Annotated in this window: 22 protein-coding genes, 1 tRNA gene and 2 rRNA genes; 8 read left to right on the forward strand and 17 right to left on the reverse strand. The window is 54.5% G+C overall.

Annotated elements, in window-relative coordinates:
* Positions 1-35 precede the first annotated feature (35 nt).
* A complete protein-coding gene (locus tag ACXAET_RS12410) occupies positions 36-1,025 on the reverse strand; it encodes a BMP family protein (RefSeq protein WP_475185329.1) in 990 nt (329 codons plus the stop codon).
* Positions 1,026-1,485: 460 nt separating this feature from the next.
* On the opposite strand from ACXAET_RS12410, the gene ACXAET_RS12415 reads away from it, so the two are divergent.
* Positions 1,486-2,652 carry a nucleotide sugar dehydrogenase gene (locus ACXAET_RS12415; protein WP_475185331.1) on the forward strand — a complete coding sequence of 389 codons (1,167 nt, stop codon included), beginning with the start codon at positions 1,486-1,488 and terminating at the stop codon, positions 2,650-2,652.
* Positions 2,653-2,739: 87 nt separating this feature from the next.
* Here the strand turns inward: ACXAET_RS12415 and ACXAET_RS12420 are convergent, their stop codons facing one another.
* The 7 genes from ACXAET_RS12420 to ACXAET_RS12450 all read right to left on the reverse strand — a co-directional run bounded on the left by ACXAET_RS12420 (position 2,740) and on the right by ACXAET_RS12450 (position 10,836).
* Positions 2,740-3,009: a spike base protein, RCAP_Rcc01079 family gene (locus ACXAET_RS12420; protein ID WP_475185335.1), complete on the reverse strand. Its 270-nt coding sequence runs from the start codon at positions 3,007-3,009 to the stop codon at positions 2,740-2,742.
* 162 nt (positions 3,010-3,171) lie between these two features.
* Complete coding sequence (locus tag ACXAET_RS12425; RefSeq protein WP_475185338.1) at positions 3,172-4,620, reverse strand: mannose-1-phosphate guanylyltransferase/mannose-6-phosphate isomerase; 1,449 nt, start codon at positions 4,618-4,620, stop codon at positions 3,172-3,174.
* A gap of 139 nt (positions 4,621-4,759) precedes the next feature.
* Positions 4,760-5,476 carry a metallophosphoesterase family protein gene (locus ACXAET_RS12430; RefSeq protein ID WP_475187210.1) on the reverse strand — a complete coding sequence of 239 codons (717 nt, stop codon included), beginning with the start codon at positions 5,474-5,476 and terminating at the stop codon, positions 4,760-4,762.
* Between the two features lie 126 nt (positions 5,477-5,602).
* Entirely contained in the window at positions 5,603-6,124 is a 522-nt protein-coding gene (locus tag ACXAET_RS12435; RefSeq protein WP_475185340.1) for a hypothetical protein, read from the reverse strand.
* Between the two features lie 277 nt (positions 6,125-6,401).
* Positions 6,402-7,235 (reverse strand): hypothetical protein, encoded by an 834-nt coding sequence (locus ACXAET_RS12440; protein WP_475185342.1) that lies wholly within the window; start codon positions 7,233-7,235, stop codon positions 6,402-6,404.
* Between the two features lie 73 nt (positions 7,236-7,308).
* Positions 7,309-9,360 (reverse strand): galactosyltransferase-related protein, encoded by a 2,052-nt coding sequence (locus ACXAET_RS12445; protein ID WP_475185344.1) that lies wholly within the window; start codon positions 9,358-9,360, stop codon positions 7,309-7,311.
* Positions 9,361-10,233: 873 nt separating this feature from the next.
* Positions 10,234-10,836: a TetR/AcrR family transcriptional regulator gene (locus tag ACXAET_RS12450; protein WP_475185348.1), complete on the reverse strand. Its 603-nt coding sequence runs from the start codon at positions 10,834-10,836 to the stop codon at positions 10,234-10,236.
* A gap of 112 nt (positions 10,837-10,948) precedes the next feature.
* Between ACXAET_RS12450 and ACXAET_RS12455 the strand changes: the two genes are divergently transcribed.
* Entirely contained in the window at positions 10,949-11,650 is a 702-nt protein-coding gene (locus ACXAET_RS12455) for a PspA/IM30 family protein (RefSeq protein ID WP_475185352.1), read from the forward strand.
* A gap of 47 nt (positions 11,651-11,697) precedes the next feature.
* Positions 11,698-11,988, forward strand: coding sequence for a YiaA/YiaB family inner membrane protein (locus ACXAET_RS12460; RefSeq protein ID WP_475185353.1), 291 nt, complete (start codon positions 11,698-11,700; stop codon positions 11,986-11,988).
* Here ACXAET_RS12460 and ACXAET_RS12465 read toward each other — a convergent pair.
* From ACXAET_RS12465 to ACXAET_RS12490, 6 genes are all read right to left on the reverse strand, one after another.
* A complete protein-coding gene (locus ACXAET_RS12465) occupies positions 11,985-12,959 on the reverse strand; it encodes a hypothetical protein (RefSeq protein ID WP_475185356.1) in 975 nt (324 codons plus the stop codon). The two genes, ACXAET_RS12460 and ACXAET_RS12465, sit on opposite strands and share 4 nt — an antisense overlap.
* A 343-nt stretch (positions 12,960-13,302) precedes the next feature.
* Positions 13,303-14,487, reverse strand: coding sequence for a hypothetical protein (locus tag ACXAET_RS12470; RefSeq protein WP_475185359.1), 1,185 nt, complete (start codon positions 14,485-14,487; stop codon positions 13,303-13,305).
* Between the two features lie 20 nt (positions 14,488-14,507).
* Positions 14,508-15,068, reverse strand: a complete 561-nt coding sequence (locus ACXAET_RS12475; RefSeq protein WP_475185363.1) for a ThiF family adenylyltransferase — start codon at positions 15,066-15,068, stop codon at positions 14,508-14,510.
* On the reverse strand, positions 15,065-15,988 hold the full coding sequence (locus ACXAET_RS12480) for a hypothetical protein (protein WP_475185364.1): 924 nt from the start codon (positions 15,986-15,988) through the stop codon (positions 15,065-15,067). The genes ACXAET_RS12475 and ACXAET_RS12480 overlap by 4 nt, the downstream gene beginning before the upstream one ends.
* Before the next feature lie 31 nt (positions 15,989-16,019).
* Positions 16,020-16,211, reverse strand: coding sequence for a hypothetical protein (locus tag ACXAET_RS12485; RefSeq protein WP_475185367.1), 192 nt, complete (start codon positions 16,209-16,211; stop codon positions 16,020-16,022).
* Between the two features lie 705 nt (positions 16,212-16,916).
* Positions 16,917-17,555, reverse strand: a complete 639-nt coding sequence (locus ACXAET_RS12490; protein WP_475185372.1) for a hypothetical protein — start codon at positions 17,553-17,555, stop codon at positions 16,917-16,919.
* A gap of 55 nt (positions 17,556-17,610) precedes the next feature.
* On the opposite strand from ACXAET_RS12490, the gene ACXAET_RS12495 reads away from it, so the two are divergent.
* The 5 genes from ACXAET_RS12495 to ACXAET_RS12515 all read left to right on the forward strand — a co-directional run bounded on the left by ACXAET_RS12495 (position 17,611) and on the right by ACXAET_RS12515 (position 21,493).
* On the forward strand, positions 17,611-18,117 hold the full coding sequence (locus tag ACXAET_RS12495) for a helix-turn-helix transcriptional regulator (protein WP_475185374.1): 507 nt from the start codon (positions 17,611-17,613) through the stop codon (positions 18,115-18,117).
* Positions 18,096-18,275 (forward strand): WYL domain-containing protein, encoded by a 180-nt coding sequence (locus ACXAET_RS12500; RefSeq protein WP_475187213.1) that lies wholly within the window; start codon positions 18,096-18,098, stop codon positions 18,273-18,275. The genes ACXAET_RS12495 and ACXAET_RS12500 overlap by 22 nt, the downstream gene beginning before the upstream one ends.
* Before the next feature lie 370 nt (positions 18,276-18,645).
* On the forward strand, positions 18,646-19,608 hold the full coding sequence (locus ACXAET_RS12505; RefSeq protein WP_475185376.1) for a DUF2332 domain-containing protein: 963 nt from the start codon (positions 18,646-18,648) through the stop codon (positions 19,606-19,608).
* Positions 19,609-19,841: 233 nt separating this feature from the next.
* A complete protein-coding gene (locus ACXAET_RS12510; RefSeq protein ID WP_475185378.1) occupies positions 19,842-20,468 on the forward strand; it encodes a LysE family translocator in 627 nt (208 codons plus the stop codon).
* 191 nt (positions 20,469-20,659) lie between these two features.
* Entirely contained in the window at positions 20,660-21,493 is an 834-nt protein-coding gene (locus ACXAET_RS12515) for an AraC family ligand binding domain-containing protein (protein ID WP_475185380.1), read from the forward strand.
* Positions 21,494-22,064: 571 nt separating this feature from the next.
* Here the strand turns inward: ACXAET_RS12515 and ACXAET_RS12520 are convergent.
* The 3 genes from ACXAET_RS12520 to ACXAET_RS12530 form a co-directional block, all read right to left on the reverse strand.
* Positions 22,065-22,141: transfer RNA gene (locus ACXAET_RS12520), tRNA-Met, on the reverse strand.
* 88 nt (positions 22,142-22,229) lie between these two features.
* Positions 22,230-22,344 (reverse strand): 5S ribosomal RNA (rrf, locus tag ACXAET_RS12525).
* 184 nt (positions 22,345-22,528) lie between these two features.
* Positions 22,529-25,418: ribosomal RNA gene (locus ACXAET_RS12530) — 23S ribosomal RNA — on the reverse strand.
* Between the last annotated feature and the right edge of the window lie 439 nt (positions 25,419-25,857).

A 25,857-nucleotide genomic window follows, 5' to 3' on the forward strand; every position in this document is an offset into this window, starting at 1 on the left:
ACTGCGGGCCGGTGCGATGACCGGCCCGAAAGTAATCAATTGTCAGATACCGGTCGGTCATCGTTCACGTTAACGCGAAACAGACCATCCAGAATCTCGGCTTGCCGGGCATTTACGGCCTCGACAACCTCGGCTGGGACAAGTTCTTCATCCAGAACAAGCGAGCCGCCACCGTAACCCATAAAGCTGTATTGGCCATAATCCGCAGCCTCAAACGAACCATTGGCAACATTGGCGATGGCCCTGTCGATTGTTGGCTCCATATGCCAAATTGCTGACGCCATAATCGTTCCGGGGTAGTCCCCCGATGTGTCGATGACGTTGCCCACGGCCTTGACACCGCGCTCGACCGCTGCGTCGGAAACACCGAAGCGTTCTGCATACATGATGTCAGCCCCCGCATCCATCATCGCGATGGCGCTCTCCTTCGCTTTTGGTGGATCATACCAGCTGTCGATAAAGGTCACGAGGAAGGTGACATCCGGGTTCACCTCGCGCGCGCCATCCATGAACGCATGCATCAGGCGGTTCACCTCGGGGATGGCATAGCCGCCGACCATGCCAATGACATTGGACTCAGTCGCCGCCCCGGCCACCATACCGGTCAGGTAAGACGGTTCGTGAATCCAATTGTCAAAGACCGAGAAATTAGGCCCCACTGGCCCAAAGGACGAACCCATCAGAAACGCGGTGTCGGGATAATCCTTTGCTACGTTGCGTGCCGCGCGTTCCAGGCCAAAAACCTCGCCCACAATCAGCTGCGCGCCCTGTTCCGCATATTCACGCATGACCCGCTCATAATCCGTGTTCGCGACGTTTTCCGAGAACACATATTCAATGTCGCCCCGCTCAGCTGCGGTGTTCAGAGCTTTGTGAATGCGGCTGATCCATTGCTGTTCAACCGGCAAGGTATAGATCGCCGCCACCTTGACAGTTTCCGCCGCCGCCAACCCGGCAGAATACAAGGTGGATATCGCTGCAGCTGCGGCCAGCAGCATTCGTCTTGAGAATTTAGCTTTTTCCATAACACTCTCCTGTGTGGCGAGATGGCAGCATTTTTCGTCTTTTCAGTCAATTTTTTCATATGATGCCCAACCAATTTCAGCGTGGCTGCAGCGCCGCCGGTGGAATTATTGGCACAAAGGCAGACTGTCCAGACGCAGGACAGCTTCGCATTGCGTTGGCACCCAATCGATTGTGATCGACACAATCTGTGGTAGTATGATGACAGGAAGTTTGACAACCGGTTTTTGCTCATCAGTTTCGGCGCAAAGTTTTTGAGGGTTGTCGACACCGCTCATCACAACGCCGATCAATGCTGCCGTGAATTGATACGAACGACGGGACACCGCTCTAAAAACCTGCGTGCGACAAAGGGTCGAACCGAATAATCGCCCTGAATTGTTTCAAGAGCTTATCAGACAGTAAAAACATGATTATGGTCGGGCCGGGTGTTAGGGTTCTGGTTACACAAGGAACAGCGATATGAAAATCGCGATTGCCGGTATCGGCTATGTCGGCTTGTCCAATGCGGTGCTGCTTGCACAAAACCACGAAGTGGTGGCCCTTGACGTATCAGTTGATCGCGTGGCCCTTATCAACCAACGCCAAAGCCCGATCCAGGATACCGAAATCAAGGATTTCCTCAGCAACCGGACGCTCACCCTGTCGGCCACCACAAATCCAGAAACTGCCTTTGTCGGCGCGGATTTTGTCGTGGTCGCTACGCCGACGAATTATGATCCGCGCAGCAACTATTTTGATACCAGCTCGGTCGAGGCGGTAATCAAACAGGTTACTGCGCTGAACCCTGATGCTGTGATCGTGATCAAATCGACCATCCCCGTCGGCTTTGTTACTGAGGCGCGTGCGCGGTTCGGAACTGAAAACCTGTTTTTTTCGCCCGAATTCCTGCGCGAAGGCCGCGCGTTGTACGACAACCTGCATCCCAGCCGGATCATTGTCGGCGAACGGTCTGACCGCGCCAGAGTGTTTGCCGACCTGTTGCTAGAAGGGGCGCTGGACAAGGACGTGCCGGTCCTGTTCACGGGTCCGGATGAGGCCGAGGCGATCAAGCTCTTTGCCAATACCTACCTTGCAATGCGTGTCGCCTTTTTCAATGAGCTCGACAGCTATTCTCTGGCCGGTGGGATGGATCCACGCCAGATCATAGAAGGCGTCAGCCTCGACCCGCGGATCGGTACGCATTACAACAACCCGTCTTTTGGTTATGGCGGTTATTGCTTGCCCAAGGACACCAAGCAATTGCTGGCAAATTACAATCACGTCCCGCAGAACCTGATCCGGGCCATTGTCGATGCAAACCGCACCCGCAAAGATTTCCTCAGCGATCAGATCCTGATGAAAGGTCCTAAAACGGTTGGCATCTATCGGCTTGTCATGAAGGAAGGCAGTGACAATTTCCGTCAAAGCTCGGTTCAGGGCATCATGAAAAGGATCAAGGCCAAGGGCATACAGGTCATTGTCTACGAACCGGTGCTGTCGGCTGAACATTTCTTTCACTCACCTGTGATCCGCGATCTTGGTGCCTTCAAGCAGCAGGCGGACCTGATCGTCGCCAACCGCCTTTCGGACGAGATCAGTGATGTGCGAGATAAGGTCTTTACCCGCGACTTGTTTGGCGCGGATTAAGACTGTTTAGGCGGCAGACAAACTTCAGCGACCTGAATTCAAGCCGCAGAATTCTGCCGGTCGGGCACTGCATATGAACCAGCTGCGTCAGGCAAGCACAAAGGCGTGGATACCCGACGCAGTTGTGCCCGTGGCGTGGACGCGTGCGATACCGACGGGCAGGATGGAAAAATCCGCCATTTGAACGGTACGCGTTTCCCCGCGGACAGTCGTCACCACCAAAACGCCGCCTGTTTCGATGTATAGGCCAATCGCCACGTCGGTAAGATCAATCGTGTCGGACGGTGTGACTGGTGCAATATCTCGTGCAGGGCCAGACAGGCTGGATGCGCGCTCGGTGAAGGGATTGGATGTCATGGCTCAGGCCTCGCGGGTTGTAACAATTGACGGCACGCTAGGAAAATCCACTTAACGACCCGATAGCCAACCGTGCGTTGCACCCCATCAGCCCGCTTTACAGCACTGAAAAAGCCCCGCTCGGGGGCTTTTGTGACAGGATAGGCTGAAAGTACTTTTCAGTTAACCCTTTGCGCCCTGACCGCGCGCATATTTGTCTTCGTAGCGAACGATGTCATCCTCACCGACATACACGCCGGTCTGAACCTCGATCAGGACCATCGGAACCTTGCCGGGGTTTTCCATGCGGTGGACAGCCCCGAGCGGGATATAGACCGATTGATTCTCGGTCACCAATTGTTGCTGATCATCGATGGTTACGCGGGCTGTCCCTTCGACCACGATCCAATGCTCCGACCGGTGGAAGTGGCTTTGCAGACTGAGCGACGCACCGGGGTGCACGTGAATGCGTTTCACCTGAAACCGCTCGCCGACCACAAGGCTTTCGAACCAACCCCAAGGGCGGTGGTCTTTCGGGAAAGCGGTTGCCTGCGGAGCGCCCTTTTTCTTAAGGGCAGTCACGGCTGCCTTTACGTCCTGCGCACGCGAGGAATCCGCCACCAGAACCGCATCGTTCATTGCAACCGCGATGATGTTGTCCAAACCAATGCCTACCAGTTCCAACTGATCGCTGTCCGACCGCAAAAGCGAGTTCTGACAGTCGATCGCCGTCGCTGCGCCCCCGGTCACGACACCATCGGCATTTGGCCCGCTTTCACGCCAAACCGCGTCCCAACCGCCCAGATCGGACCAAGCCGCGTCAAAGGGGACAACGGACAGGTTCGTTGCCTTCTCCATCACTGCGTAATCAATCGATATATCCTTGGCCTGCCCCCAGGGGTCCGGGTTCAGACGCAGAAAACCCAGATCGGGTTTGGCTGTTTCAACGGCCTCTTCTACCGGAGCCATCAATTCCGGTGCATATTCCCGGAAGGCGGCGATCATGTCAGAGGCACGGAACAGGAAAATCCCGGCATTCCATTTGAAATTCCCAGCCTCAAGCATCTCGGTCGCGCGCGCCAAATCGGGTTTTTCAACAAATTGCTTTAAGGGAACAGGCGATCCACTATCGTCGGGCGTGGTTGCCAGTTCAAGATACCCGTAAGCGGTTTCAGGATGCGCCGGCGTAATTCCAAATGTCACCAACTGCCCTTGCGCGACGGCTTCCATGCCACGTGCGACAGCGGCCTGAAATGCCGCAACGTCCGGCACGACGTGATCAGAGGGTGCGACCAGCAGCACGGCTTCCGGGTTTTTGGCATGGCTGTGCAAAGCGGCAGCCAAGACCGCCGGTGCGGTATTGCGACCTTCGGGTTCGATCAGAATGACACCGGGATCAATGCCAACGGCTTGCAGTTGCTCGGCGACGATGAACCGGAAATCCGAATTGGTTAAAACAGCGGGCGCAGAAAACTGAAGCGTTTCGGTTGTTCCCGAAAGACGGCGGGCGGAGGCCTGAAAAAGAGTTTCCTCCCCCACAAGCGGTACAAACTGTTTAGGATAACTTTTCCGGGACAGCGGCCAAAGACGTGTTCCGGACCCTCCGCACAGGAGGACAGGAGTGATCATCATGATAAGCTCGAAACCTGATATGTTTTGGACAGGCCCTAGTGGATGTAACTTGCAATTACAAGATTTTGCTCTGCTTCAACTTGAAAAAGCAAGCCCAGCGACTGAATTGCGCCGGATCGGCAGCGAAGGCCGCACTCCATCATCCTCGTGCCGTCAGGAATCTGGGCTCGCTTCCATCAAGGCAGACCGCGCTCAAAACACCTGTCGCGAAAGCACCGGTATCAACGGCGATCCGCCCCCGTCGCGCTTCGGCCACAGGGAGGATCGTATGCCCGTGGACAACCCAAACATCATCTCGGCGATCTTTGGAGTGAAAGGATGGATGTCCCCAGACAAGGGCCGCGTCCGATTGTTCACTCGGTGCGACATCAGGGTCAGCGCCAGCATGCGCCACGAGCACGTTGCCCGACAGGTCGTATGTCCTCAGCCCCGTCATCCACTGGTGTAGCGATGCACCCATCGCCTCTTGCAGACTGTCCCGACACTCGGCCAGTTCATCCCCACTCATTTCGGGCCGCGCCCTCCGAACTCCAAACGAGGCTAGGGTCTGCAATCCACCATTTCGAAGCCATCGCGGACCATGGCTTTGGGGATCTTCGAGAAAGCGCAGCATTAGCTCTTCGTGATTGCCCCGCAGACAAGTCAGATCGCGACGTGCACTAATCAGGCGCAGGACCTCGGCACTGTGCTCACCACGATCGACGTAATCGCCAACCAATATCACACGGTGGGCCTTCGGCAATTGAGCTAGGAGCTTTTCCAACTGAGCAATACAGCCATGCACGTCACCAATCACGCATATCGGATCGTCTGATTTCGGTGGTGAGAACGTTTTGCGTCGTCCTATTCGTTGCATAAGCGATGACAGCACGATGCGCCTATCTCCTGTCCGGTGGCCATAAAACAAACCAATGCATTGGACAAAGCACTGGTTATGGCTGCCCGCTTAATATCCACGGGCCCGTCTGCGGGCAAGATTAGGTCAGGCGGACCGACATGCGGGCACACCCATGCTTATAATCTCACTACCTTTGACCTTATAAACACCTTTTATGCGATTGCGTGCCTTGTTCATGAACCATGACTTCAGCGGCTCAGGGTAGTAATCCGCCATGACCTTGCTGAAATAGTCAAAATCCCTTTCTGCAAGGCGCCGGCCGCTGCGGGACGGGCCGTGGAAACCAAAAACTGTGTCCGGATCGATGCAGGTTCCGTCAAGGCCAAGAAACAGTGTACATGTGGAGTAGCAAACACGCCCGCGAATTTCGACCTCGACACCGTTGCGCCGAAGATTTTCAAGCTCGATCAAGCGGTCATGCAGATATCCACCGCGATCATTTCCAACGATATAGGGCTGATGCGCTGTAGCTCGGGACGGCCCACTTATTGCGGGCACTAGCACCGCAACGGCCAGCAACGCGGGAACGACCCTGGTGCCTTTGCGGCAAAAAAGTCCCTTCACGGTCCGACGGGTTTTAGCAAAACGATCGATAAAGCGCGGCATTATTCTGTCTCCGAATCCCGTTTTGATCCGGATCAGAGCTAAAGAAACAAAGCGCAGCAGCCATGTGATCTGTGTGGCGAAAATTGGCTTTAAATCAAAAATTTAATGATATTTTTGTAGGATTCCGAGTGCAGTCTTACCCGGCAATGGCCGTCAGATTACAATCGCAACAAAAGACTGCCCGCCCACGCGTCAACAGATCAGGTTACGGCGCAGTAGCCGCTGACAGGTACGGCTATCGAGCACCGGATTCATGAGACAAACACCAGCTAGGCTATCAGGAGTTCATTCGACGCTTGGTGCGCCGCTGTAAACGCCACAGATCACCCCAATATGAAATCCGCCAAGGAGTAAGAACCGCGACTTGCCACCACTTGCGACTTTCCTGAAAAAGTTTCTTTTCATACTCTTTCTTCGAGTACCGCTTGGGCAGAGCGATATAAATATTTGATCCAAATTCACCTGGCGCGTGGAGATTTGAAGATGACGAATTCAAGGACATGAGGGCGCTTGTTTGCAATGCTAACTGGCGTTGCAGACTGATTTCGAACAGAGCGGGATGGACGTAGTCAATGACGGGGTTGACGGTATTAGCATCTACGTCAAACCAGGCGTCGCCCAATGAGGAATTGGTGAACACAATGGTGCTCTGCAGCGCGTCCCAGTCACTGTAGTAACTGTCCCAAACGGCACGGCGTACGGTATCACGCAGAATGAAGCCTTCGGCGAGAAACAGCATGGCCCAAAAGCTGGGCCAAGAGATCAGAAGATCCTGAACATTCTGCTCAGCCGCGGGAATCGGCGAGAAAACCACGATGTCTGCATGTTGCGTCAGAAGACTTACGCTATGCTCAGCTTCGCTCAGGCTGGTCGCAGGAACACCCTTTGTAACGTGGATGATACGGACACCGTCTTTAACAGCCGTATCCCGAGCAGTTTGCGTGAACTTTCCAAAGGTGGTGTACGATACCTGCTTAATTGCCTTCTGGTGATACGCCGCGCACCAGTCCGTGTGATTCCTGCCTTCCAGAACAATAACTTCACGCACTGGTTGCTTAATCGCTGAAATAACCTTCTCAACGGCCAAGCTCCTTGTTTCATTGTCGTTCATTTATTTTTACACTCTGGCAGTTTTGTCAGTTCGCATAGCGACTTTAACGGATGTCTTTGAATTTTCGACCATATTAAAAATGCTGACCCGAAATTTCCAAACGTTGATTTTGGGCCATTGAATGCGCAATTTCTGTAAAAGAACTCCAGTTGCTACCGAGCAAAAGCGGCGCGCGCGACAACAAGATCGCATCTGCCAATGCAAATTTAAGCTGCATTTCTGATCGATCGTAGACTGTCCTAGGTAAGCTGGTCACACGATCACCGTATTTTGCGTTGAAGGCGCCGTAGGCTTCCGAGTTATCCGATGCGAGAAAGATCGTCAGGTTGGATTTCTCCTCCAACAAGTCATCCAGACGCTTGAAAAAAAACCCATAGTGAGATCTGCTGCGGGCCCGTCTGGAAATTTCATCTTCTGAACGCGACCAATCGCCTGGAACATCCCCATGAGGGTCAGTTGACGCGCCCCCGTTCATGCGCACATGAACCGCAATGTCATTTGGACTGCGCACCGAGTCGATGAGTGTTTGTACGTCCGCACTCGGCCTGAGTGTATTTAGAAACTCTTTTTCGATCGCGTCGTACCGGCTACCAGATGCGAACCTGTAAGCGGACCGAATGATCACATCTCGATCTGTGCGAACCAAAGAATTCGGATCAAAAGCGTCACGAAACGCTTTGTTCATCAGGTCGATTTCCAAAGTGTCTTCGTTTTTGGTCTCTCGAGTATCTTCGACAGCGCCATCATAGTCGAACAATGAGTCAAAGCTGCAATCACAGTGTTCGTCACGGACCCACTGGATAACCAAGTCCCGGTCGTGAACCTGCGCGAACGAATAGGCCGAGGCGATCGCACGCATCCGATTCCCCAAACCATGCTGGGCATCAAGGATAAGCTTTGGTCTGTCGATTCTGTGGCCAGCCGGGGCGGTCACTTTGCGTTTTTGTTCAACCGGCTGCGGGGATTGATTACTGATTGCAGCAACTGCGTCTTTCAGCGAGCGCGTCATGAGCGCATAATCGACGACATCTGGTGATGCTGTGACGGCAACTCCGCTGAAGGCAGCTTCAATCGCACAGACTGCCGCCTCGGCACGTTCGGTGCGGGTTCCGATAAGATTGGTGTCAATTCCGTAAGGGTGTGTGCGCCTTAGCCTCAACTCTCGACGGGAGGCACTGAGAATGCGAAAGCCTGCCATTGGGCAGTTTGCATCCCATGGCGCACAAGAAGACGCGAACTGCCTGTTCAAGGCGATCCAGAACTGCGGAATGGTCTGTATTTCGTCCCATCCGGTCAACGGTTTGCATTTTGGGTGCTCAATCCGTCGTAGGTCCGAGTGGTCGATGTGCATGATTGTGTCGGGGTCAACGTCTTTTCTCTGAACGCCGGCATTCGCCAATCGATCATAGAGATCGTCATCATCCCAGCCGTAGGTCACAATACGCTCATTGAATCCATTGACTGAGAGAAGGGCATCGCGGCCCACGACAAAAAAGCCGTTTACATGAGTCTGCCCTGATTTTGCGTACCGCCAGTTACCAGCGGTCAATTGCATTACGCCTGTGGTGTTTCGCTTGAAGAAATTAGGCTCTAGTATGATGTCACTGTCGATTTTAACGATCTTGTCCTTTGTCGTCGCCCGAAACCCCAAATTATACGCATGGGACAAAATCCAGGTTCCCTCATCCTCGACACGCAATATGCGAATGCGGGTGTCTCGTATTCCGGCCTGTTCAAGTGTAACTGCGACCGGAATTCGGGAGCTCCAATCCACGATGATGATTTCACCAATTTCAGGATGTACCAACCATGTCGGCAAGGTCTGCGCGAGGTGATCGTTTCTGTTCATGCAGCACGTCACGACCGAGTAGCCCGGTTCGATGCTTTCGTTTGGCTCGAATTCGACACCGGCATCTTGGAACTTCGGTAAGTTTCCCCAGGTTTCCGGGCGGTTCCGAATTTCATTGTATAAAGAGGATAAAGCTGCGGACGATTTGGCATTACGCGAGGACAGTTGCGTTCTGCACAAACTGCGGAACGTCTCACCTTCCCTGGTTTGCGCCGATCCACTTTCTGACGCCAGCGCGTCACAAAGGCTTGCAACAATTTCCTTCGAAGTTTGCATCTGCTTCCCAGTTCAAGCTATTCTTGTCGAAATATCCTTCGTGGAGTAGTTTTGCCGGTCGAAGGTATCACTTTTGAATGTGTTGTTACAACAGCAGCATCGAGTAAGGATTTGGACTTGCATGTCAATGTTGCAAGGCATGCGCTGTAGGCTATTCGGGCTCAGCCAAACTGAAATAAGCGGCTTTATGCCGGAGTATCAACCTTAACTCCCTAAAGCCGGGTGATATGGCAGGTGAGACCGTCATCCTTCTGCCAAGAATATGCGGCTTGCGTCCTTTAATATCAATCACGCCCAGGCAGTCTTCAGTACCAACAAGGAGTGGCTTTTCGCCAGGAATGCACACGTCCGGTATTCTTGGGTGTTTTTGTATTGATGGTTGGGCGGAATCGGAACGAGTAAAGCCGCCCGGGGGCGGCTTGTTCGGTACTTTGTTCGGCCGTGCGTGTTTTTTGGGTTTGGTTTATGGGCCTGACGAGGTGAAGACGTTAAGCAATTGATCCAGTGGATCGATTGTTGTTTGTAGGGGCTGTACTGAGATTTTCTGACGCTGGTTGCGGGAGCAGGCAACCGGCGTATCCTACCGGCCCTCTCCGCAATCATATAAACCCATGATAGCTCGCAGCTAATGGCAAGTCTGCGCAGAAGCTACTGCTGCAAAGTTGCGAACTGTCTTCGCCCTTCGGAACCTCACCGGCCCAGAGCCGACATCCGACAGTCGTTTCGAATGCTGCGGTCGCAGCCCGCACAGCTGAAATTCGCTGCGACCGCCAACTATTGGCCATAAATTCTGAGGTCAAGAATCCCATAGAAATCTTAGGCGAACATGATGTTTGGATCACGTGCGATACTTGGTCCTCTCATATGGACACCCTATAACATTTGCCCTGACTGATACCCCCGCAAGTAATGGGCAACAAACTCCGTCAATTCCGCTCGGACTAAATCCGGATCCAACGCGACGAACCGACCCTCGAGCGACAGCTTGACGATACCATGCACGGCGGAAAACACGGTACGAGCGCGCGCGGCTAGGGCATCTTCATCGAGGTTGGGACTGAGTTGCGACAACGGGCCGACAATCTCGGCGATGAGTACTGCATGCTCCTCAAGATGCCATGGCGGTACAGCCGTGCCTGGTTGCATTCGATGATCGAACAGTGCCGCCCACAGGTTCGGGTTTACGGTGGCAAAATCAATATAAGCCAATGTGAGTGCAAGGAGCTTGTCCCGGGGCGCTGTTTGAGCGCTAGATGCGTCTTTCAGTGACGCGTAAAGACGCGCCAGAGTGCGTGAGTTTACCGCCAGAATCAAAAGATCCAGGTCCTCGTACGCATTGTACAGGCTACCCAGCGCACATCCGGCATCTTTTGTGACGTCACGAGCACGCAATGCGGTCAGCCCCTGTGCTTTTACGCGCGATTCCGCGGCATTCAGGATTTTTTCTTTCAGAATTTCCTTCTTGTTTTTAGCCACTTAACCCTCTCGATCTGACAATAATTGAACATTGTTCACTTTTATATTGAACAATGTTCAGAATCACCACATAGTCTAATCATGAACAATGTTCATAAATGAGGAGCCTACGATGTTCAAACAGTTTGCCACTTTGATAAGAGGCCGGGCCTTTGAGGCGGCAACCGTCGTAACGGACCGCCATGCTCTGCCCATTCTCCGCCAGCAGATCCGGGATTGCGCCCATGCTGTTCAAATGTCCCGCAAGGCTGTTGCCGTTGCGATGGCGCAGAACGAACAGGAGATGAAACAGCACACAAGGCTGACCCAACAGATCGCAGACCTCGAGGCCCGAACCCTGGACGCCTTACAAAAAGATCGCGAGGATCTGGCGCGGGACGCAGCTGAGACTATCGCCCTTCTCGAGGCCGAGCGTGATGTGTCAGCTCAAGCCCAAACCCGGTTTGACACAGAGATTGCCCGACTGCGCGCTGTGCTGCGCGAGGCGGAAGCCCGCCTGAGACAATTACAACGCGGTCAGCGTCTTGCCACAGCGACTGACAAGACGCAGCGTCTTCAGCAAGTCGTGCCGGACAGCGGTTTATCCACATTGCGCGAGGCGGAAGACACCTTGCAACGTTTGCAGGAACGACAAAGCGAGATAGATGCAACAGCTCGCGCCATGACCGAGTTGGAAACCACCGGATCAGCCGAAAATACTCGTGACCGACTGGCCGCGGCCGGGTGCGGCAAGCCGGTGCGATCAAGCACCGATGACGTTCTCGATCGCCTGAAGAAAAAGACCCGGAAATCCAAGAGATCGAAATCGAGCTGACGACCACGTTGAATTAAACTGAAACTTAAGCTGAAAGGAATTGAACCATGAATACCGAAGAAAACCTGAACCTGCCGCAGTCCAATGCCTGGAATATGTTCACCATTGCTTCGTTTATTGTCGCTGCCGCCATGATGGCTGGTGGCATCTACTTCCTCGAAGCCAGCTTTGCGGCAAAAGGCTTCTACTCGATGTCGGCGCTGATGCTGGTACACACCACCGTTTCGATTACGAAAACCCTGCGCGACCGCGAGGAATCCCAGCGTTTGCACAACCGCATCGAAGACGCAAAAACCGAAAAACTTCTAAAAGAGGTGGGCGAGAATATCGCTGCCTAAACGATAACCTCGCGCAGAGACAGGCGCGTTCGACTGGGGGTGGCAAGATTTGCGACCCCCAGTCTAAACGCGTTAAACAAGACTCTGTCGGCAGGTATCATGAACCGATCCGATACGTCGGCCCGTGTGATGGGATCATCTGCCTGCGCCGCAGCGGGCCATCCTACCAACTCACGCGCAGTAGATTGCAACCAAGATCGATAGAACGCCTGCCCCCCTTCGACCATCGAACCGGTCGCGGGCCAGTGAAACGGTGCGATTGCGGACGCGCCACGGCTGCGCGGCGCTTCGCCGGACAGATGAAGGCCAAGGCCCAGCATCGACAACAGATCATAAAGCCTGCCACCCAGAATTGTGGGCACATACCTTGCAGTTTTCGTATCCATGACAAGCACCTCTCGGTTCAGCCCGTCGATGTGGTAGTTCGAATCATTCTCTTGCAATCGCATCCATTGCTGCAACTCTGAGCGAAAGGCTCTGGATCGCATGACACGGGCCGATGCGATGTCGATCTGTTTGGCGAGCCAATCGATCTGGGTCTTGTCCTGAACCAGAGTCTTGTGGCTGGCATTCCAGTCGTCAAAGGCCGTTTTCGGCGCGGGTACAAAGCCCGCGCGGTGCGTCAGGCGTTTCGGGATCTGAACAGCCGTCTGTGCATCCTCGGCGTCAGCGATCGCCTTCGGAGTGATGCGGGCAACTGGGCGCAATCCGGCCTCCACCGGTTCCTCTAACAGGGTAACGTTGGCACCTGCCCCATGTGCAGCCAAAGCCAATACGGTGCCCTCAACCGCAGCACCACAGGATGCTTCCAAATCACGATCATTCGGATCGCCAACAGTCAGTCGCCACGACAGATCCGCAAAGATCTCGATGCAGTCCGAATGCAGCCGCCATCGTGCTGGCTGCGTATTATGCGCTGACGGGGCAAGCATCGCCTGCGCAACAATTGCTTCAAATTCAGCATGATCCACTATGACAACTCCTTAGAAGAAAGGTGCAACCTGCACAGCGCACGACCCGGTCTCTCGAGTTTGGCGCGCGGGAAAATTGAGAAAGAAAAACCAAATCATCCGCGCACCTCGTCATGCAACTCATTTGATTTACGAAACAGAGATACTGTGATCGAGCCAACAGGCTTGGCGCCTCGTTTCAGCGGCAAATCGGTGAAATCTGATACGTCCAAAAACCGGGGATTAGCGACGCACAAAAAGCGCTTCAGGTTCGCATTCATTAGAGGAACACGTGGTGCGTCTGCATCACAGGAATGAAACGGCTCCGCAAAGAAACTTGTGAAGTCCCGTTCCGGCAGCACTATCAGGCTTTCCCCTCATCCACCAAGACCCGCGCAATCCGTTGAACCGCGCGCAAAGCAGCGCCGGTACTGTCCAGTGTAGCAATGTCAGGAGCGTTGAGCATGACCAACCGTAGCGGTGCGCCGGATAAGAATACTGCATGAGTGGCATCAAAACGCGAAAACAGCCAATTGACCTGTTCGTTCTCTGCCGTCCCCAGCTGTTGCACTGATGTAGTCTCGAAGCTGGCGCACAGATCTTCCAGATCCATGTCCGCCAAGTCCGCCTCTTCCACCAATATCGCGTCCGGAGCCCCGGCAGCCCGACGCAGCAGAGCCAGGCTGGCCTGAGGGCCCTGCCCATTGGCATCAGCAATCTCGCGAAGCGCGAACAACTGGCGATCCTCAATTCGCAAGGCAATCGCCGCTTGCCATATTGCCAGCAGCATGAGTGCAGACAAGTTGATCGCTACGACTTGCACAACCGTCCAAACATCCGGCGGCATAATCTGCGAAACGATCAGTGACAGAAGAACGGCCATGACACAGACGATGCCGAAACCGCGTAGCGTGTCTCGCGGTCGCAAGCCCGAGCGATTCATCGCGACCGATAACCAGCACAGCCCCAGCACCGCCACACCACCCAGCCTGACCGGCAGATCGAGCGTTGTTCCGCGCATGAAATCCGTTGCAAGAAAGGGCAGGATCAACAGAAAGGACAAGCTGATCCAATTGATGGTTCTATTTTCCGCTGACGACAGGCTGTTCTTATCGCGCTGTATCACGAACAAGGCCACACCAACCAAGCCAAACAATTGAAGCAGCAGTAGTCCTGCCAGCCTGACAAACTCCAGGCTGTTGAACTGGAAAAGACCCAATAGCCCGAAAATCAAAGCTCCCCACGCGCAAAATTGCTTTAGCATCGCGGGTGCGTGGCGTCGCAACAACCCCTCGGACAGAAGAAGGGCTGCCAACGGTATTAGCGCCGCACAGATGTTTGTGAGCGCCGAGAAAAACCAGCCCCAGCCACCCCAGTGACCAATCCGCGCCAGCATCAGGACAATCAGCAACCACAGACAAAATCGAAACCGTCTGGCGATCTGAGGTCTCTGCACAAGATCCTGAAGGTGCAGCAGTACGGTTGCAGCGCCAAATGCGGCGCAGACTGAAACCCAGGAATCTGAGAGAAACACCGCCATGTTTGTCATTCGGTCAGCAGCCTCTTTAGCTACTGTCGGACCAGCGGGCGCATCAGCGCGGAGAGGAAACGCGGCGACGTACGTTCGATGCTTCCGCTGTGGGCGTTTAGGAACCAACCGCGGGAACCAGTACCTCGCGGGCAATCCAGAACGGCCTGCAACGCAACTCTATTCATCAAATTTCCTGCCATGATGACCATCGGCGCAAAAGACATGCGGCTGCGGGTTCGTGCAGTCAACCCGCCCGCCAAGGCCAGATCAAAATGATGCCGGGACGAGGAATGGGTCAGCACGTATTCAACCTCGGAGATAATTTCCAGACACTGATCCCTGGTTGCCCTTGCTTGGTCTTGTTCTACGACTTTCAGCGTCACAAACACTTGACGTTTTAGGTTGGACAATTCGAACCCGCCCAGATCGGCTAGGGTCAAACGGCTCACCTCAGCGCGGATCAGCATCATGAGTGCGCTGCCCCCTATTCCGCCGGTGCCGCAGGCGAAAGCACAGGTTTTGCGCAGGCGTGTTTGCTCATCCTCCGAGACAAAAACAAGGTTTCGGGAGGTGAACTCCTGATATCTACAAGCCGTCATTTTTTTTGCTCGCGTGGTCTTAGAATACCGAATTCGTGCTGCGTATCTGCCCATTGCCAGAGCGGCATCGCCAGTCGCTGCAACGCCGCTGCGCCGACGGCGAAGGCGAGGGCGGCAAAGGATCCGCGCGGGACGTCGTGTCCAACATAAGACAGCGCGGTTTGCATATCCATTTGCCCCAATTGCAGGACATCATCGCCCCGATCATAATCGAGTTGGTCCGCACAGAACGCATTGACGACCTGATCGCGGTGTTTTGGAGCATCAGCGAAGGTTTTCTTCAGATGATCCGACCCTCCGGTATAGGCGTTGGTGATTACAAAGCGGTCTTCGTCGAACCCGGCGTCAGGGCCGACGCCAAAAACTTGGCGGTGATCACGCATGATGCTCCACGCCAATTGCAGGTGCAATAAGCTGCGTCGGTTCTGAGGGCCCATTTGTGCCGACGGAAAGACCCGGGCAAACCCCTGCCCGACCAGCCCGACCACTGCCGGAACTTGCGTCACATTCGAAACCCAGAGCGGACGCATACCGTTTCTAAATAGGATCAAAACGCAGGTCAGACCATAAAGAACCCAGCTGACTCCCTGGCTGCGCAGGTCTGGATCAACCATCACCAATCCCAGATGCACAACCTGTTCGGACCGATGCCCAAGGTCTACATCCATCAGGGCAAGCGCGTTGAAGGCCACGGGAGTGTCATCATCCCGGCGCGAGATCACGGTGATCACCGAATGTTCAAGCCGATCCCGATCACCGGCAAAGACACCATAGGTCAGGTTCCCGGCAGGTAGAGTTTTTGACGCAACAAGCCGCAGATCCTCGATCAGTGTGGTAAGCGCATCGTCCGGCATCCATAGGCCGGGACGTTCAAGAATGCACACGCGATATCCGCCGGGGATGCCTAAGCGGATATCCATGTAACGTTGAGAAGCCGCGTTGAGTATCGCGCTAAACAAATTCCGTTCCCGCTATTTTCTGCTCATCGACGGATCCGAACGAAGTTTCGGCGCGGCCATTACTTAAGCTCAATTTTTCCTGTAGCCACATAGCTTCGCCATCAACTGCTTTTTTGCTCTTCAGCGCAAGTCGTGAATTCCAGCAGCATTTAACTTTGCTATCGCTCACCCAGTTCTTTTTCATTCGCAGCACAAAGGTCTTTCTGTCCGCAATCGCCCTCGCCTTAACCACTATGTTTTGGATAAGAAATAAGAACGAGGCTCGACCCCGGTTCTGAATACTTCAAGATTTGCCAAAAAATGTAGTCCGCGACGGTCAGGAAACTCCGCAGTTTGTGAGTATACATCTTCAAAATCGTTGCACTATGCATCAATGGCCGAAAACCTCGCTGCGCCACGTTAGGGATCTTCGTGCCTGCTCAGGATACTTGGCACTGCGAGCACAAGCAGTTAGAATTTGACACTTCCGTTCAGGGGTCCTCGCGATGATCAGCGAAAGTTCAGAATGCAAACCTTTGAAGTGAGATTAAGCATCAAGGAACGGCTCATAGCTGCCGTCCGTCCCAGGTCCTTCATGCTGCAACGCGGCCCGTCAGACCGGACTTTCGCCGCACTGCAAAAATCCTGACCTGTTCGAATTCACAGATCGCGGACTTTTCAGCCTGATGCGGATGCGGCGAAATCTGGTCCCAAGTGATAACTAAATCGCGATTTGCGTCGCGGCTCCGCAGCACCGCTTCCCCTAACCGGACGTTAAGATCGGTTTAATGCGCGGAAATCCAATCCGGTCGTTCGCTGCGACGGTGTCCAGCGTCTGACATGCGGACTTTGCTGCCGTTAGCGGCTTTCACACCAACGACAGCTTTGGTTCAGTTTAAGCTAACACGTGTCAGAAATCCAAGTCGAACGACTGTGGATCGAACATCTCCAACATCGGCGTGCAATCTTTGTTGCCGAGATACCCTGAACAGATTTCGCGAGCAGCGCCCGATGACTCTACAAATGCGATTTCCGAGTATGTCCCCTCATCAATTCGTGCAACAAAGTGAGACTTTGCTTCCTCAAACTGCGAGAGGTACGAGCTTTCAACCTTGCGGGAGACTGCCAGTAAGTCTTCTTCCGAAAAAGACTTTGGTTGACCAGGGGAGAAGGTCCCGAACTCAACACACGAAAATCCCTCTGGCAGCGGTGCAGGTCCGCCAAGCAGATTATTCTTAGCCAGCCGAATGCTGTCCCTGTCCAGCATTTCCATGAACGGCCCGGTGGAAGGGGCCGTAGGATATGCTTGCGCCATCGCGACAAAGGAAGCTTCATCGGTTGCAAGAATGGCATCGGCAAAGTCACCATTCAAATTCCCGAGAAAACAGTGCATCGCGATACCGGGCTGATGTGCCAAAAACTCCTTCTGCCAAACCCGCGTAACTGCGATCAGATCAGCCGGATCAATCCCAGGCTTGGAAGAGTACCGCGCGAACCCCATGCCCGATACAGGGCCAATGTTTTTCTTTAGCATATAAAGTCCTTTCAATTGATGCTTCCCAGCGTGTTAATGGAACTAATTGACAATTTTCGTCAGGGGTGTGATGCGAACGACAAGACTTTTTTCGATCCTTGATCACCTTCGCGGTCGGCGAACACCGGCTACCGCAGATACACTCGCTGCAGATCTGCTCGTTTCGGTCAGAACGATCTATCGTGACATCTCAACATTGCAGTCGATGAGAGCGCCCATCAGGGGTGAAGGTGGTATCGGATACCAAATCGAGGCAGGCTTTTTCCTGCCCCCACTGCACTTTGATCCAGACGAGCTTGATGCCCTGCTCCTGGGTGTTCGAATGGTAACGGCGCGCGGCGACGAACCGCTCGGACAGGCCGCACATCGGCTGTTGGGGAAAATCGAAGCCGTTTTGTCACAGGACCGAAGGCACCTTCAACAGCCACTGTTGGCTGTCGGCGGTGAGAACAAGGCCGAGACGACATCAGGCTTGAGCGCCCTCAGAGCCGCAATAAGACATAGGAAAAAGCTGGCCATAACTTATGAGGAAGCTCATAAAAAACGAGCGAGCGTATTGTACGCCCACTTGGACTGACCGCATTCGAAACCGTTTGGGTGCTGACCGGATGGTGTGAGCTCAGATCTGGGTTCAAGAATTTCAGAATAGGTCGGCTCGTTTCAGCCTCCGAAACCGGTGAAGTGTTCAAGAAGGAAAAGGGCAAGGAATTTCGTGACTACCTGATTAGTTTGTAGCTCCTCTGCCTTCATTCATACTCAGTGCAGAAAATGTCAGCATGGGGTTCGATACGGCCATTCTCTGCGACAAGCCCGAAATGGTCGAATGAGCCCTGAGATGCCATGCGTCAGATCCACGTGACTGCAGGCGCGGCATGATGGTCCCGGCTCTTTCCCGACCTTAACCCTACAGTCTCCATGCTGCGGCGCGGCCCGTCGAACCTGCCGTTCGCTGCGGGCACAAAATCAAAGGCTGCCTGAACTCTCGAAATGCGGGACTTTGTTGTCATTCAGATGCTTGAGGTCAATGTCAGCTCACTGAAAAAGTCATCCAATTTAACTACATAACAGCCTTTCGGACAGTACTCATTTCCGTTAGCTCATTTACATGAAGGTAAACACCCGAGAACTCGCAGACCGATACCTTGGCTTCGCACGCCGCGAAGCGCACGGTTTCTCGCCGACATACGAAAGCTATACGACGTCCGTGGCCGAAAGTAGCGACTTGCTGGAACGGCTTTTGGGTTTGCCCTGCGGCAAGCAGCAACCAAACCTACTGTTGGCTGCAACACGCCATGCTGTTGGTCTTCCTGAGGCGAATGCTGACTTCGCTCAGCACGTTTTGGACGCGTGGGACGAGATAAGGCCCATCATTCTTTCTCGCTCCACCCAAACAAACGAGCCTGGGCGCTGCGCCTGCCTGCTTCCGGCACTTGCACAATTCAAAGAACCTCTTGCCATCATCGAAGTCGGAGCGGCGGCAGGTCTGTGTCTGATCCCCGACCGTTACGGTTACGATTATGGTCGCGCTCGGTTGTCAGCCGTCGAAGATGGAGCCCCGGTATTTCCTTGTAAAACCTCCGATCAGACCCCCATTCCACCCTCTCTTCCCAATATAGTGTGGCGAGCGGGCCTCGACCTCAACCCGCTGGACGTGCGCAGTGACGAGGACATGCAATGGCTCAAGACACTGGTCTGGCCGGAACAAGCCGACAGACTCTCCCGACTGGAGGCAGCAATTTCGGTTGCCAGACGCGATCCACCAAATGTCATCGCAGGTGACCTTCTCGAAGCAACCGAGGCGTTAGCGGCACAAGCTCCGACTGATGCACGTCTTGTAATCTTTCATTCCGCAGTTCTGAGTTACGTGGCACCAGAAGTCCGCAAAGAGTTTGCAACGCTCGTCAATGATAACGGAGCAGAATGGCTTGCAAACGAAGGCGCAAGTATCCTTCCCGAGGTTGCATCATTGAAAATGTTGGAAGGAAGACCGGGGGCATTTGTCCTTTCCTACAACGGTCGTGCAATTGCCCGAACAGGCCCGCATGGCCAGTTTGTAGATTGGCTTTAGGTCGAGCCTGGTTACATCATTTGAACTGACAGAAGCAGCCGTTCGCTGGCGACGCAGCATTGGGCAAACTGGGCACAAAAACGAACAATTGAAGCTCAACAATAGGGAGGCTACGACCGCAAAGCGGAGAGGCTTTGTGGACATTGCCTTTAGGCTGAAATTCTGCGAGGGAGCCGCCGAACGGTCTTTAGATCACCTTCAATGTTTGATTGGTCTCGCTGGCGGAGAAAAGAATGTCATTTGAAGCATGGCTTGCATTTACGTTGATTTCCGCTGCAAACATCGTGACACCGGGTCCCGCGATCTTGAATACGATCCGACGGGCCGCGCAACTCGGCTTCAAACAATGTCTGCCGACGATTGCTGCAAACGCGGTCGGGCTCGCCGTTGCCGGATTTGCATGCGCGTTTGGCGTCGCTGCGTTTGTTCTTGCGTCTGAGTGGCTATGGTTCCTGTTTCGTTGGGCGGGCGTGCTCTATCTTGCTTACTTGGGGCTACGCCTGATTTTCGTGCGCGAAACGCTTGACCTTGGCCCATCAACATCCGCCCGACCGTCTGTGTCGACCGCGGCACTGTTTCTGGAGGCGTTTACTCTGGCGGTATCTAACCCGAAGGCCGTTCTTTTTTACGTGGCGATCTTCCCACAAGTCATTCAACCGGACGTGTCCGCCGCGCCGCAGGCACTTGTACTGGTGTCCACCTATAGTGCAATTTCCATCGCTTCTCTGACAACCTACGCGGCACTTGCCGGATTATTGCGCGCGCGCATGCTGACCCAGTCCAGGTACCGAGGGTTTCGGGTTTTATCCGGGATTGTACTTCTTGGGTTTGCTGGAAAGCTGGCAAAAGAAGTTCGGTAGGTGTGGGCTCGGAACGGACCTTATCTGCAAGGTGTTGGAATGCCAAAAAGCCAACGGGGCTGTAACTCAAGCTCTGGAAGTCAATGTCAGCTTAGTGGAAAGTCATCCGATCGAGCTAGGGTCAGGACGCATTGACCCGCCGGAATCTCGGCGGTAAGCGTCAGGCCATCACCCGGAAGGAACGTCCTGTCTTGTCAGAAGAGGACCTGCACCGCCGCAGAAACGAAGTGACCCTGCGGTCGCGTCCCGACTTCTATGGCATCGAAACCCTGTCGGCGCGCTACCTGAAGCAGACCTTCAAGCCCCACGCCCATGACGAGTACCTGTTCGGCGTGATCGAAGGCGGCGTCCATGCCGTTTGGTGCCGCGGCGAGATGCACCGGGTGCCGCGTGGCTCGGTCGTCACGATGCGTCCCGGCGACATCCATCACGGCGGCGCAGGGAGCGAGACCGGCTGGCGGCAGCGGATGCTCTACATTCCCGAAGCCGGGATGCGGGCGCTGGTGAAAGACATCACCGGGCGCGTGCCCACCGGAACGCTTGATTTCGGCGCGGCCTTTCATGCCCGACCCGATCTTGCGCAGAGCTTTTCCGTCCTACACCAGGCCCTGCACAATTCGGTACAGCGACTGTCCCGGGACGTGGCGCTCGATGCGCTGCTCGGCGCGCTCCTGCGGGAACTGGCTCCCCAGCTTTCAGCGTCGGAACCGCAGGGCGATGGGCGGATCGCAGATGCGGTCGACTATCTGGACAGTCACGTCGAGGAGGATGTCTCGCTCGACGAGTTGTGCCGGATCACCGGTCTGCAGCGCAGGCAGACAATCGAGGCCTTCCGGCGCGCTACCGGCTTGCCACCCCACGCCTGGCACCTGCAGAGAAAGGTCCTTCTGGTGAAACGCCTGCTCCGCACAGGCCTATCTCCGGCAGAAGCGGCTGCCCAGGCAGGCTTTGCGGACCAGAGCCACATGGGCCGCCACTTCCGGGCCATCGTCGGCATCACCCCCGCGGCCTTCGCCAAGGGCTGACACCGCGTTTTCGTTCTATATCGCAACACGCCCGCCGACCTATCACACCGTGATTTCACACGGGACACGGAGGAAAAGGTGGCGGTATCGAAAAGTTTTATGGCAGGGCAGACGACGCTCTGGGCGGATCTGGCGGTGCTCGGCGTGGCGCTGGTCTGGGGCGCGAGCTTGCATGGGCACTCCTGTCCGAGCCGGCAACGCCGACTGCAGTGGTCGGCGCCGGGTTCATTGTAGCGGGTACATTTCTCGGCCTATGGGTGGAGAAACAGACCTGATCCAATGGGGGCCCTGCCGAGCCCCGAGCCCCCTGCCCTGCGGCTGCACCCAAGCCTGTCGACCCTGTACCGCGAGCAGATCGAAGATCTCGCCGGCTCACTAAACGCACCCGAAGTCAAACGAGAGGCGGCAGAAAGCTTGCGGGGGCTGATTTCAGAGGTTCGGATGATGCCGGACGCGGCAGCGCGCTATGGCCATGCCATTGAACTTGTTGGGGAACTTGCGGGCATTCTGAGTTTCGGAGATCTGGATACAACAAGGCCCCCGCGAATGGCGGGGGCTATGTCGGAAACGCTGGTTGCGGGAGCAGGATTTGAACCTGCGACCTTCAGGTTATGAGCCTGACGAGCTACCGGGCTGCTCCATCCCGCGACACTTAGCGTTGGTCTACCGCCTATTCGGCTACTTGAGACCGGGTAGTGTTCTTTTCATCGTTTTGAGAGATTGGGGATTTTTCTAGGTTTGGCGGTGACCTACTCTCCCGGGGCTTAAGCCCAAGTACCATTGGCGCGGCAGTGCTTAACTTCCGGGTTCGGGATGGGACCGGGTGTTTCACTTGCGCTATGACCACCAAACCGAGGAAAATCCCCGTCGCTCTTTTTGCTTTGCAAAAAGGCGACGCGCAGGAGGCAGCGTATTCGCGAAGCGGATGCGCGTTCCTGCACGGTTGCTATGTCAATCAACATCGTCGTTTGAAGCGACGAAGTTATCCATGTTTACTGAGGTGTATGTTTTTGATTTGTCTTTCTGTTACTGGATCAAATCAAGCCTATCGGGCGATTAGTACCGGTCAACTGAACGCATTACTGCGCGTACATCTCCGGCCTATTGACGTGGTGGTCTTCCACGGCCCTCAGGGAGACCTTGTTTTGAGGGGGGCTTCCCGCTTAGATGCCTTCAGCGGTTATCCTTTCCGATCATAGCTACCCAGCACTGCCGTTGGCACGACAACTGGTCCACCAGTGGATCGTTCACCCCGGTCCTCTCGTACTAGGGGCAACTCCTCTCAAGTCTCCTACACCCACGGCAGATAGGGACCGAACTGTCTCACGACGTTCTAAACCCAGCTCACGTACCTCTTTAAACGGCGAACAGCCGTACCCTTGGGACCTGCTCCAGCCCCAGGATGAGATGAGCCGACATCGAGGTGCCAAACACTGCCGTCGATATGGACTCTTGGGCAGTATCAGCCTGTTATCCCCGGCGTACCTTTTATCCGTTGAGCGATGGCCCTTCCACTCGGGACCACCGGATCACTATGGCCGTCTTTCGACTCTGCTCGACTTGTCAGTCTTGCAGTCAGGCTGGCTTCTGCCATTGCACTCAACGAGCGATTTCCGACCGCTCTGAGCCAACCTTCGCGCGCCTCCGTTACGCTTTAGGAGGCGACCGCCCCAGTCAAACTACCCGCCACGCAGGGTCCCGGATCCGGGTAACGGACCGCGGTTAGACATCAAGAGTGCGAAGGGTGGTATCTCAAGGGAGGCTCCACCGCGACTGGCGTCACGGTTTCAAAGCCTACCACCTATCCTGCACATCACAATCCTGATGCCAGTGCGAAGCTGTAGTAAAGGTGCACGGGGTCTTTCCGTCTAACCGCGGGAAGCCTGCATCTTGACAGGCAATTCAATTTCGCTGAGTCGATGTTGGAGACAGCGGGGAAGTCGTTACGCCATTCGTGCAGGTCGGAACTTACCCGACAAGGAATTTCGCTACCTTAGGACCGTTATAGTTACGGCCGCCGTTTACCTGGGCTTCAATTCAAGGCTCTCACCTCTCCTTTTAACCTTCAGGCACCGGGCAGGCGTCAGACCCTATACGTCGTCTTGCGACTTCGCAGAGCCCTGTGTTTTTAATAAACAGTCGCCACCCCCTGGTTTGTGCCCCCAGCCCCTAGTTGCCTAGGAACCGGGCCTCCTTCTCGCGAACTTACGGAGGTATTTTGCCGAGTTCCTTCAACATCGTTCTCTCAAGCGCCTTGGTATGCTCTACCAGTCCACCTGTGTCGGTTTAGGGTACGGTCTGATGGAGGGCTATTTCCAGGAACTGCTCAGCAGCCCAACCAATCCGATAAGGCTGAACTACATCTGCAATCCGTCACATCCTCCTGGCCTAGGAATATTAACCTAGTTCCCATCGCCTACGCCTTTCGGCCTCGGCTTAGGGGCCGGCTTACCCTGCTCAGATTAGCTTTAAGCAGGAACCCTTGGACTTTCGGCGAGAGTGTCTCTCACACTCTTTGTCGCTACTCATGTCATCATTCTCACTAGTGATCTCTCCACCGGATGGCTCACGCCCCGGCTTCATCGAAAGAACTCGATCCGTCATTACATCCAGCTGCTTACACAACACAGATGCAAATACGGATGAGTTCTATGTCACACTACGCTCTGCTACCGATGCTTACGCATCCCTAGACTTCGGCTCATGGCTTGAGCCCCGTTACATCTTCGCCGCAGGACAACTTATTTAGACCAGTGAGCTGTTACGCTATCTTTAAAGGATGGCTGCTTCTAAGCCAACCTCCTGGTTGTTTTGGTCGTCCCACCTGCTTTCCCACTTAGCCATGAATTGGGGGCCTTAGTCGTAGGTCAGGGTTGTTTCCCTCTCCACTACGGACGTTAGCATCCGCAGTGTGTCTGCCATCTAGTACTCCCGGGTATTCGGAGTTTGGTTAGGATCAGTAAGCCTGTGGGGCCCCATTACCCATCCAGTGCTCTACCCCCCGGGGTATTCGGATGACGCTCTACCTAAATAGATTTCGCAGAGAACCAGCTATCTCCGAGTTTGATTGGCCTTTCACCCCTAGGCACAGCTCATCCCGATCCTTTTCAACGGATGTGGGTTCGGTCCTCCAGTAAGTGTTACCTTACCTTCAACCTGGCCATGCCTAGATCACTCGGTTTCGGGTCTGATCCCACGAACTCAACGCCCTATTAAGACTCGCTTTCGCTACGCCTACACCTAACGGCTTAAGCTTGCTCGTGAGACCAAGTCGATGACCCATTATACAAAAGGTACGCCGTCAGCTCGCAAGGAGCCTCCGACTGATTGTAGGCGTTCGGTTTCAGGTACTGTTTCACTCCCCTCGTCGGGGTGCTTTTCACCTTTCCCTCACGGTACTGGTTCGCTATCGGTCAGCAAGGAGTACTTAGCCTTCGAAGGTGGTCCTCCGATCTTCAGACAGAATTTCACGTGTTCCGCCCTACTTAATACGTCCGATCATGCTTCATATACGGGACTATCACCCTCTATGGTCCTGCTTCCCAACAGGTTCTATTCACACTCACGGCTCGGCTGGTCCCCGTTCGCTCGCCGCTACTGGGGGAGTATCAATTGATTTCCTTTCCTCCGGGTACTTAGATGTTTCAGTTCCCCGGGTTTGCTCTTAAAACCCTATGTATTCAGGTCTTAAGTACCTGTTTAACACACTTATTTTGTCCTACCGCCTATTCGGCTACTTGAGGACGAACCTCGCATAGCAAAACATGCAGTCGAATAAATAAGAGTGTATCAGGTGGGTTGCCCCATTCAGAAATCCATGGATCAAAGCTTATTCTCAGCTCCCCATGGCTTATCGCAGAGTATCACGTCTTTCATCGCCTCTTGCTGCCAAGGCATTCACCAAACGCCCTTCTCGCGCTTGATTTGATCCAGAAAAAGAAAGACATAACTTAGTGCGCTACCGCCTATTCGGCTACTTGAGCACACTATATTTGTCCTACCGCCTATTCGGCTACTTGAGGACGTTTAACCGTCCACAACCGAAGCTGCGCCAGAACTCATGTCAATCGAGACCGCCCAGCTGGTAACTAAAGGCAGTCATTCTTCTGAACCAAAAACATACATTTCCCGCCCCCGCCACTTGGACGAGGACAAATGAGCAACCCCATATGGTCTCTCAGCCGTGCAGCTGATCAACGCAGGTCGCTCGGGTTAGTATATTTGACTTGGACAACTCTGTTCGTTTCAGTCGCGATACGCATTAAAGGCCGGCTAGACCCAAACCGCGCCGCTCATCCCCTTTTTGTCCTACCGCCTATTCGGCTACTTGAGGACGAAGACAAGAACGACCGAGATCAGTGCCA

It is taken from the genome of Ruegeria sp. AWH4_226 (assembly GCF_056159225.1).

Coding starts and splice junctions, on each gene's coding strand:
- ACXAET_RS12505 (WP_475185376.1), top strand. CDS start 18,646: ATGAAGGTAAACACCCGAGAACTCGCAGACCGATACCTTGGCTTCGCA.
- ACXAET_RS12435 (WP_475185340.1), bottom strand. CDS start 6,124: ATGCCGCGCTTTATCGATCGTTTTGCTAAAACCCGTCGGACCGTGAAG.
- ACXAET_RS12480 (WP_475185364.1), bottom strand. CDS start 15,988: ATGGATATCCGCTTAGGCATCCCCGGCGGATATCGCGTGTGCATTCTT.
- ACXAET_RS12425 (WP_475185338.1), bottom strand. CDS start 4,620: ATGATGATCACTCCTGTCCTCCTGTGCGGAGGGTCCGGAACACGTCTT.
- ACXAET_RS12445 (WP_475185344.1), bottom strand. CDS start 9,360: ATGCAAACTTCGAAGGAAATTGTTGCAAGCCTTTGTGACGCGCTGGCG.
- ACXAET_RS12495 (WP_475185374.1), top strand. CDS start 17,611: ATGCGAACGACAAGACTTTTTTCGATCCTTGATCACCTTCGCGGTCGG.
- ACXAET_RS12420 (WP_475185335.1), bottom strand. CDS start 3,009: ATGACATCCAATCCCTTCACCGAGCGCGCATCCAGCCTGTCTGGCCCT.
- ACXAET_RS12410 (WP_475185329.1), bottom strand. CDS start 1,025: ATGGAAAAAGCTAAATTCTCAAGACGAATGCTGCTGGCCGCAGCTGCA.
- ACXAET_RS12455 (WP_475185352.1), top strand. CDS start 10,949: ATGTTCAAACAGTTTGCCACTTTGATAAGAGGCCGGGCCTTTGAGGCG.
- ACXAET_RS12440 (WP_475185342.1), bottom strand. CDS start 7,235: ATGAACGACAATGAAACAAGGAGCTTGGCCGTTGAGAAGGTTATTTCA.
- ACXAET_RS12485 (WP_475185367.1), bottom strand. CDS start 16,211: ATGAAAAAGAACTGGGTGAGCGATAGCAAAGTTAAATGCTGCTGGAAT.
- ACXAET_RS12470 (WP_475185359.1), bottom strand. CDS start 14,487: ATGACAAACATGGCGGTGTTTCTCTCAGATTCCTGGGTTTCAGTCTGC.
- ACXAET_RS12430 (WP_475187210.1), bottom strand. CDS start 5,476: ATGCAACGAATAGGACGACGCAAAACGTTCTCACCACCGAAATCAGAC.
- ACXAET_RS12510 (WP_475185378.1), top strand. CDS start 19,842: ATGTCATTTGAAGCATGGCTTGCATTTACGTTGATTTCCGCTGCAAAC.
- ACXAET_RS12415 (WP_475185331.1), top strand. CDS start 1,486: ATGAAAATCGCGATTGCCGGTATCGGCTATGTCGGCTTGTCCAATGCG.
- ACXAET_RS12475 (WP_475185363.1), bottom strand. CDS start 15,068: ATGACGGCTTGTAGATATCAGGAGTTCACCTCCCGAAACCTTGTTTTT.
- ACXAET_RS12460 (WP_475185353.1), top strand. CDS start 11,698: ATGAATACCGAAGAAAACCTGAACCTGCCGCAGTCCAATGCCTGGAAT.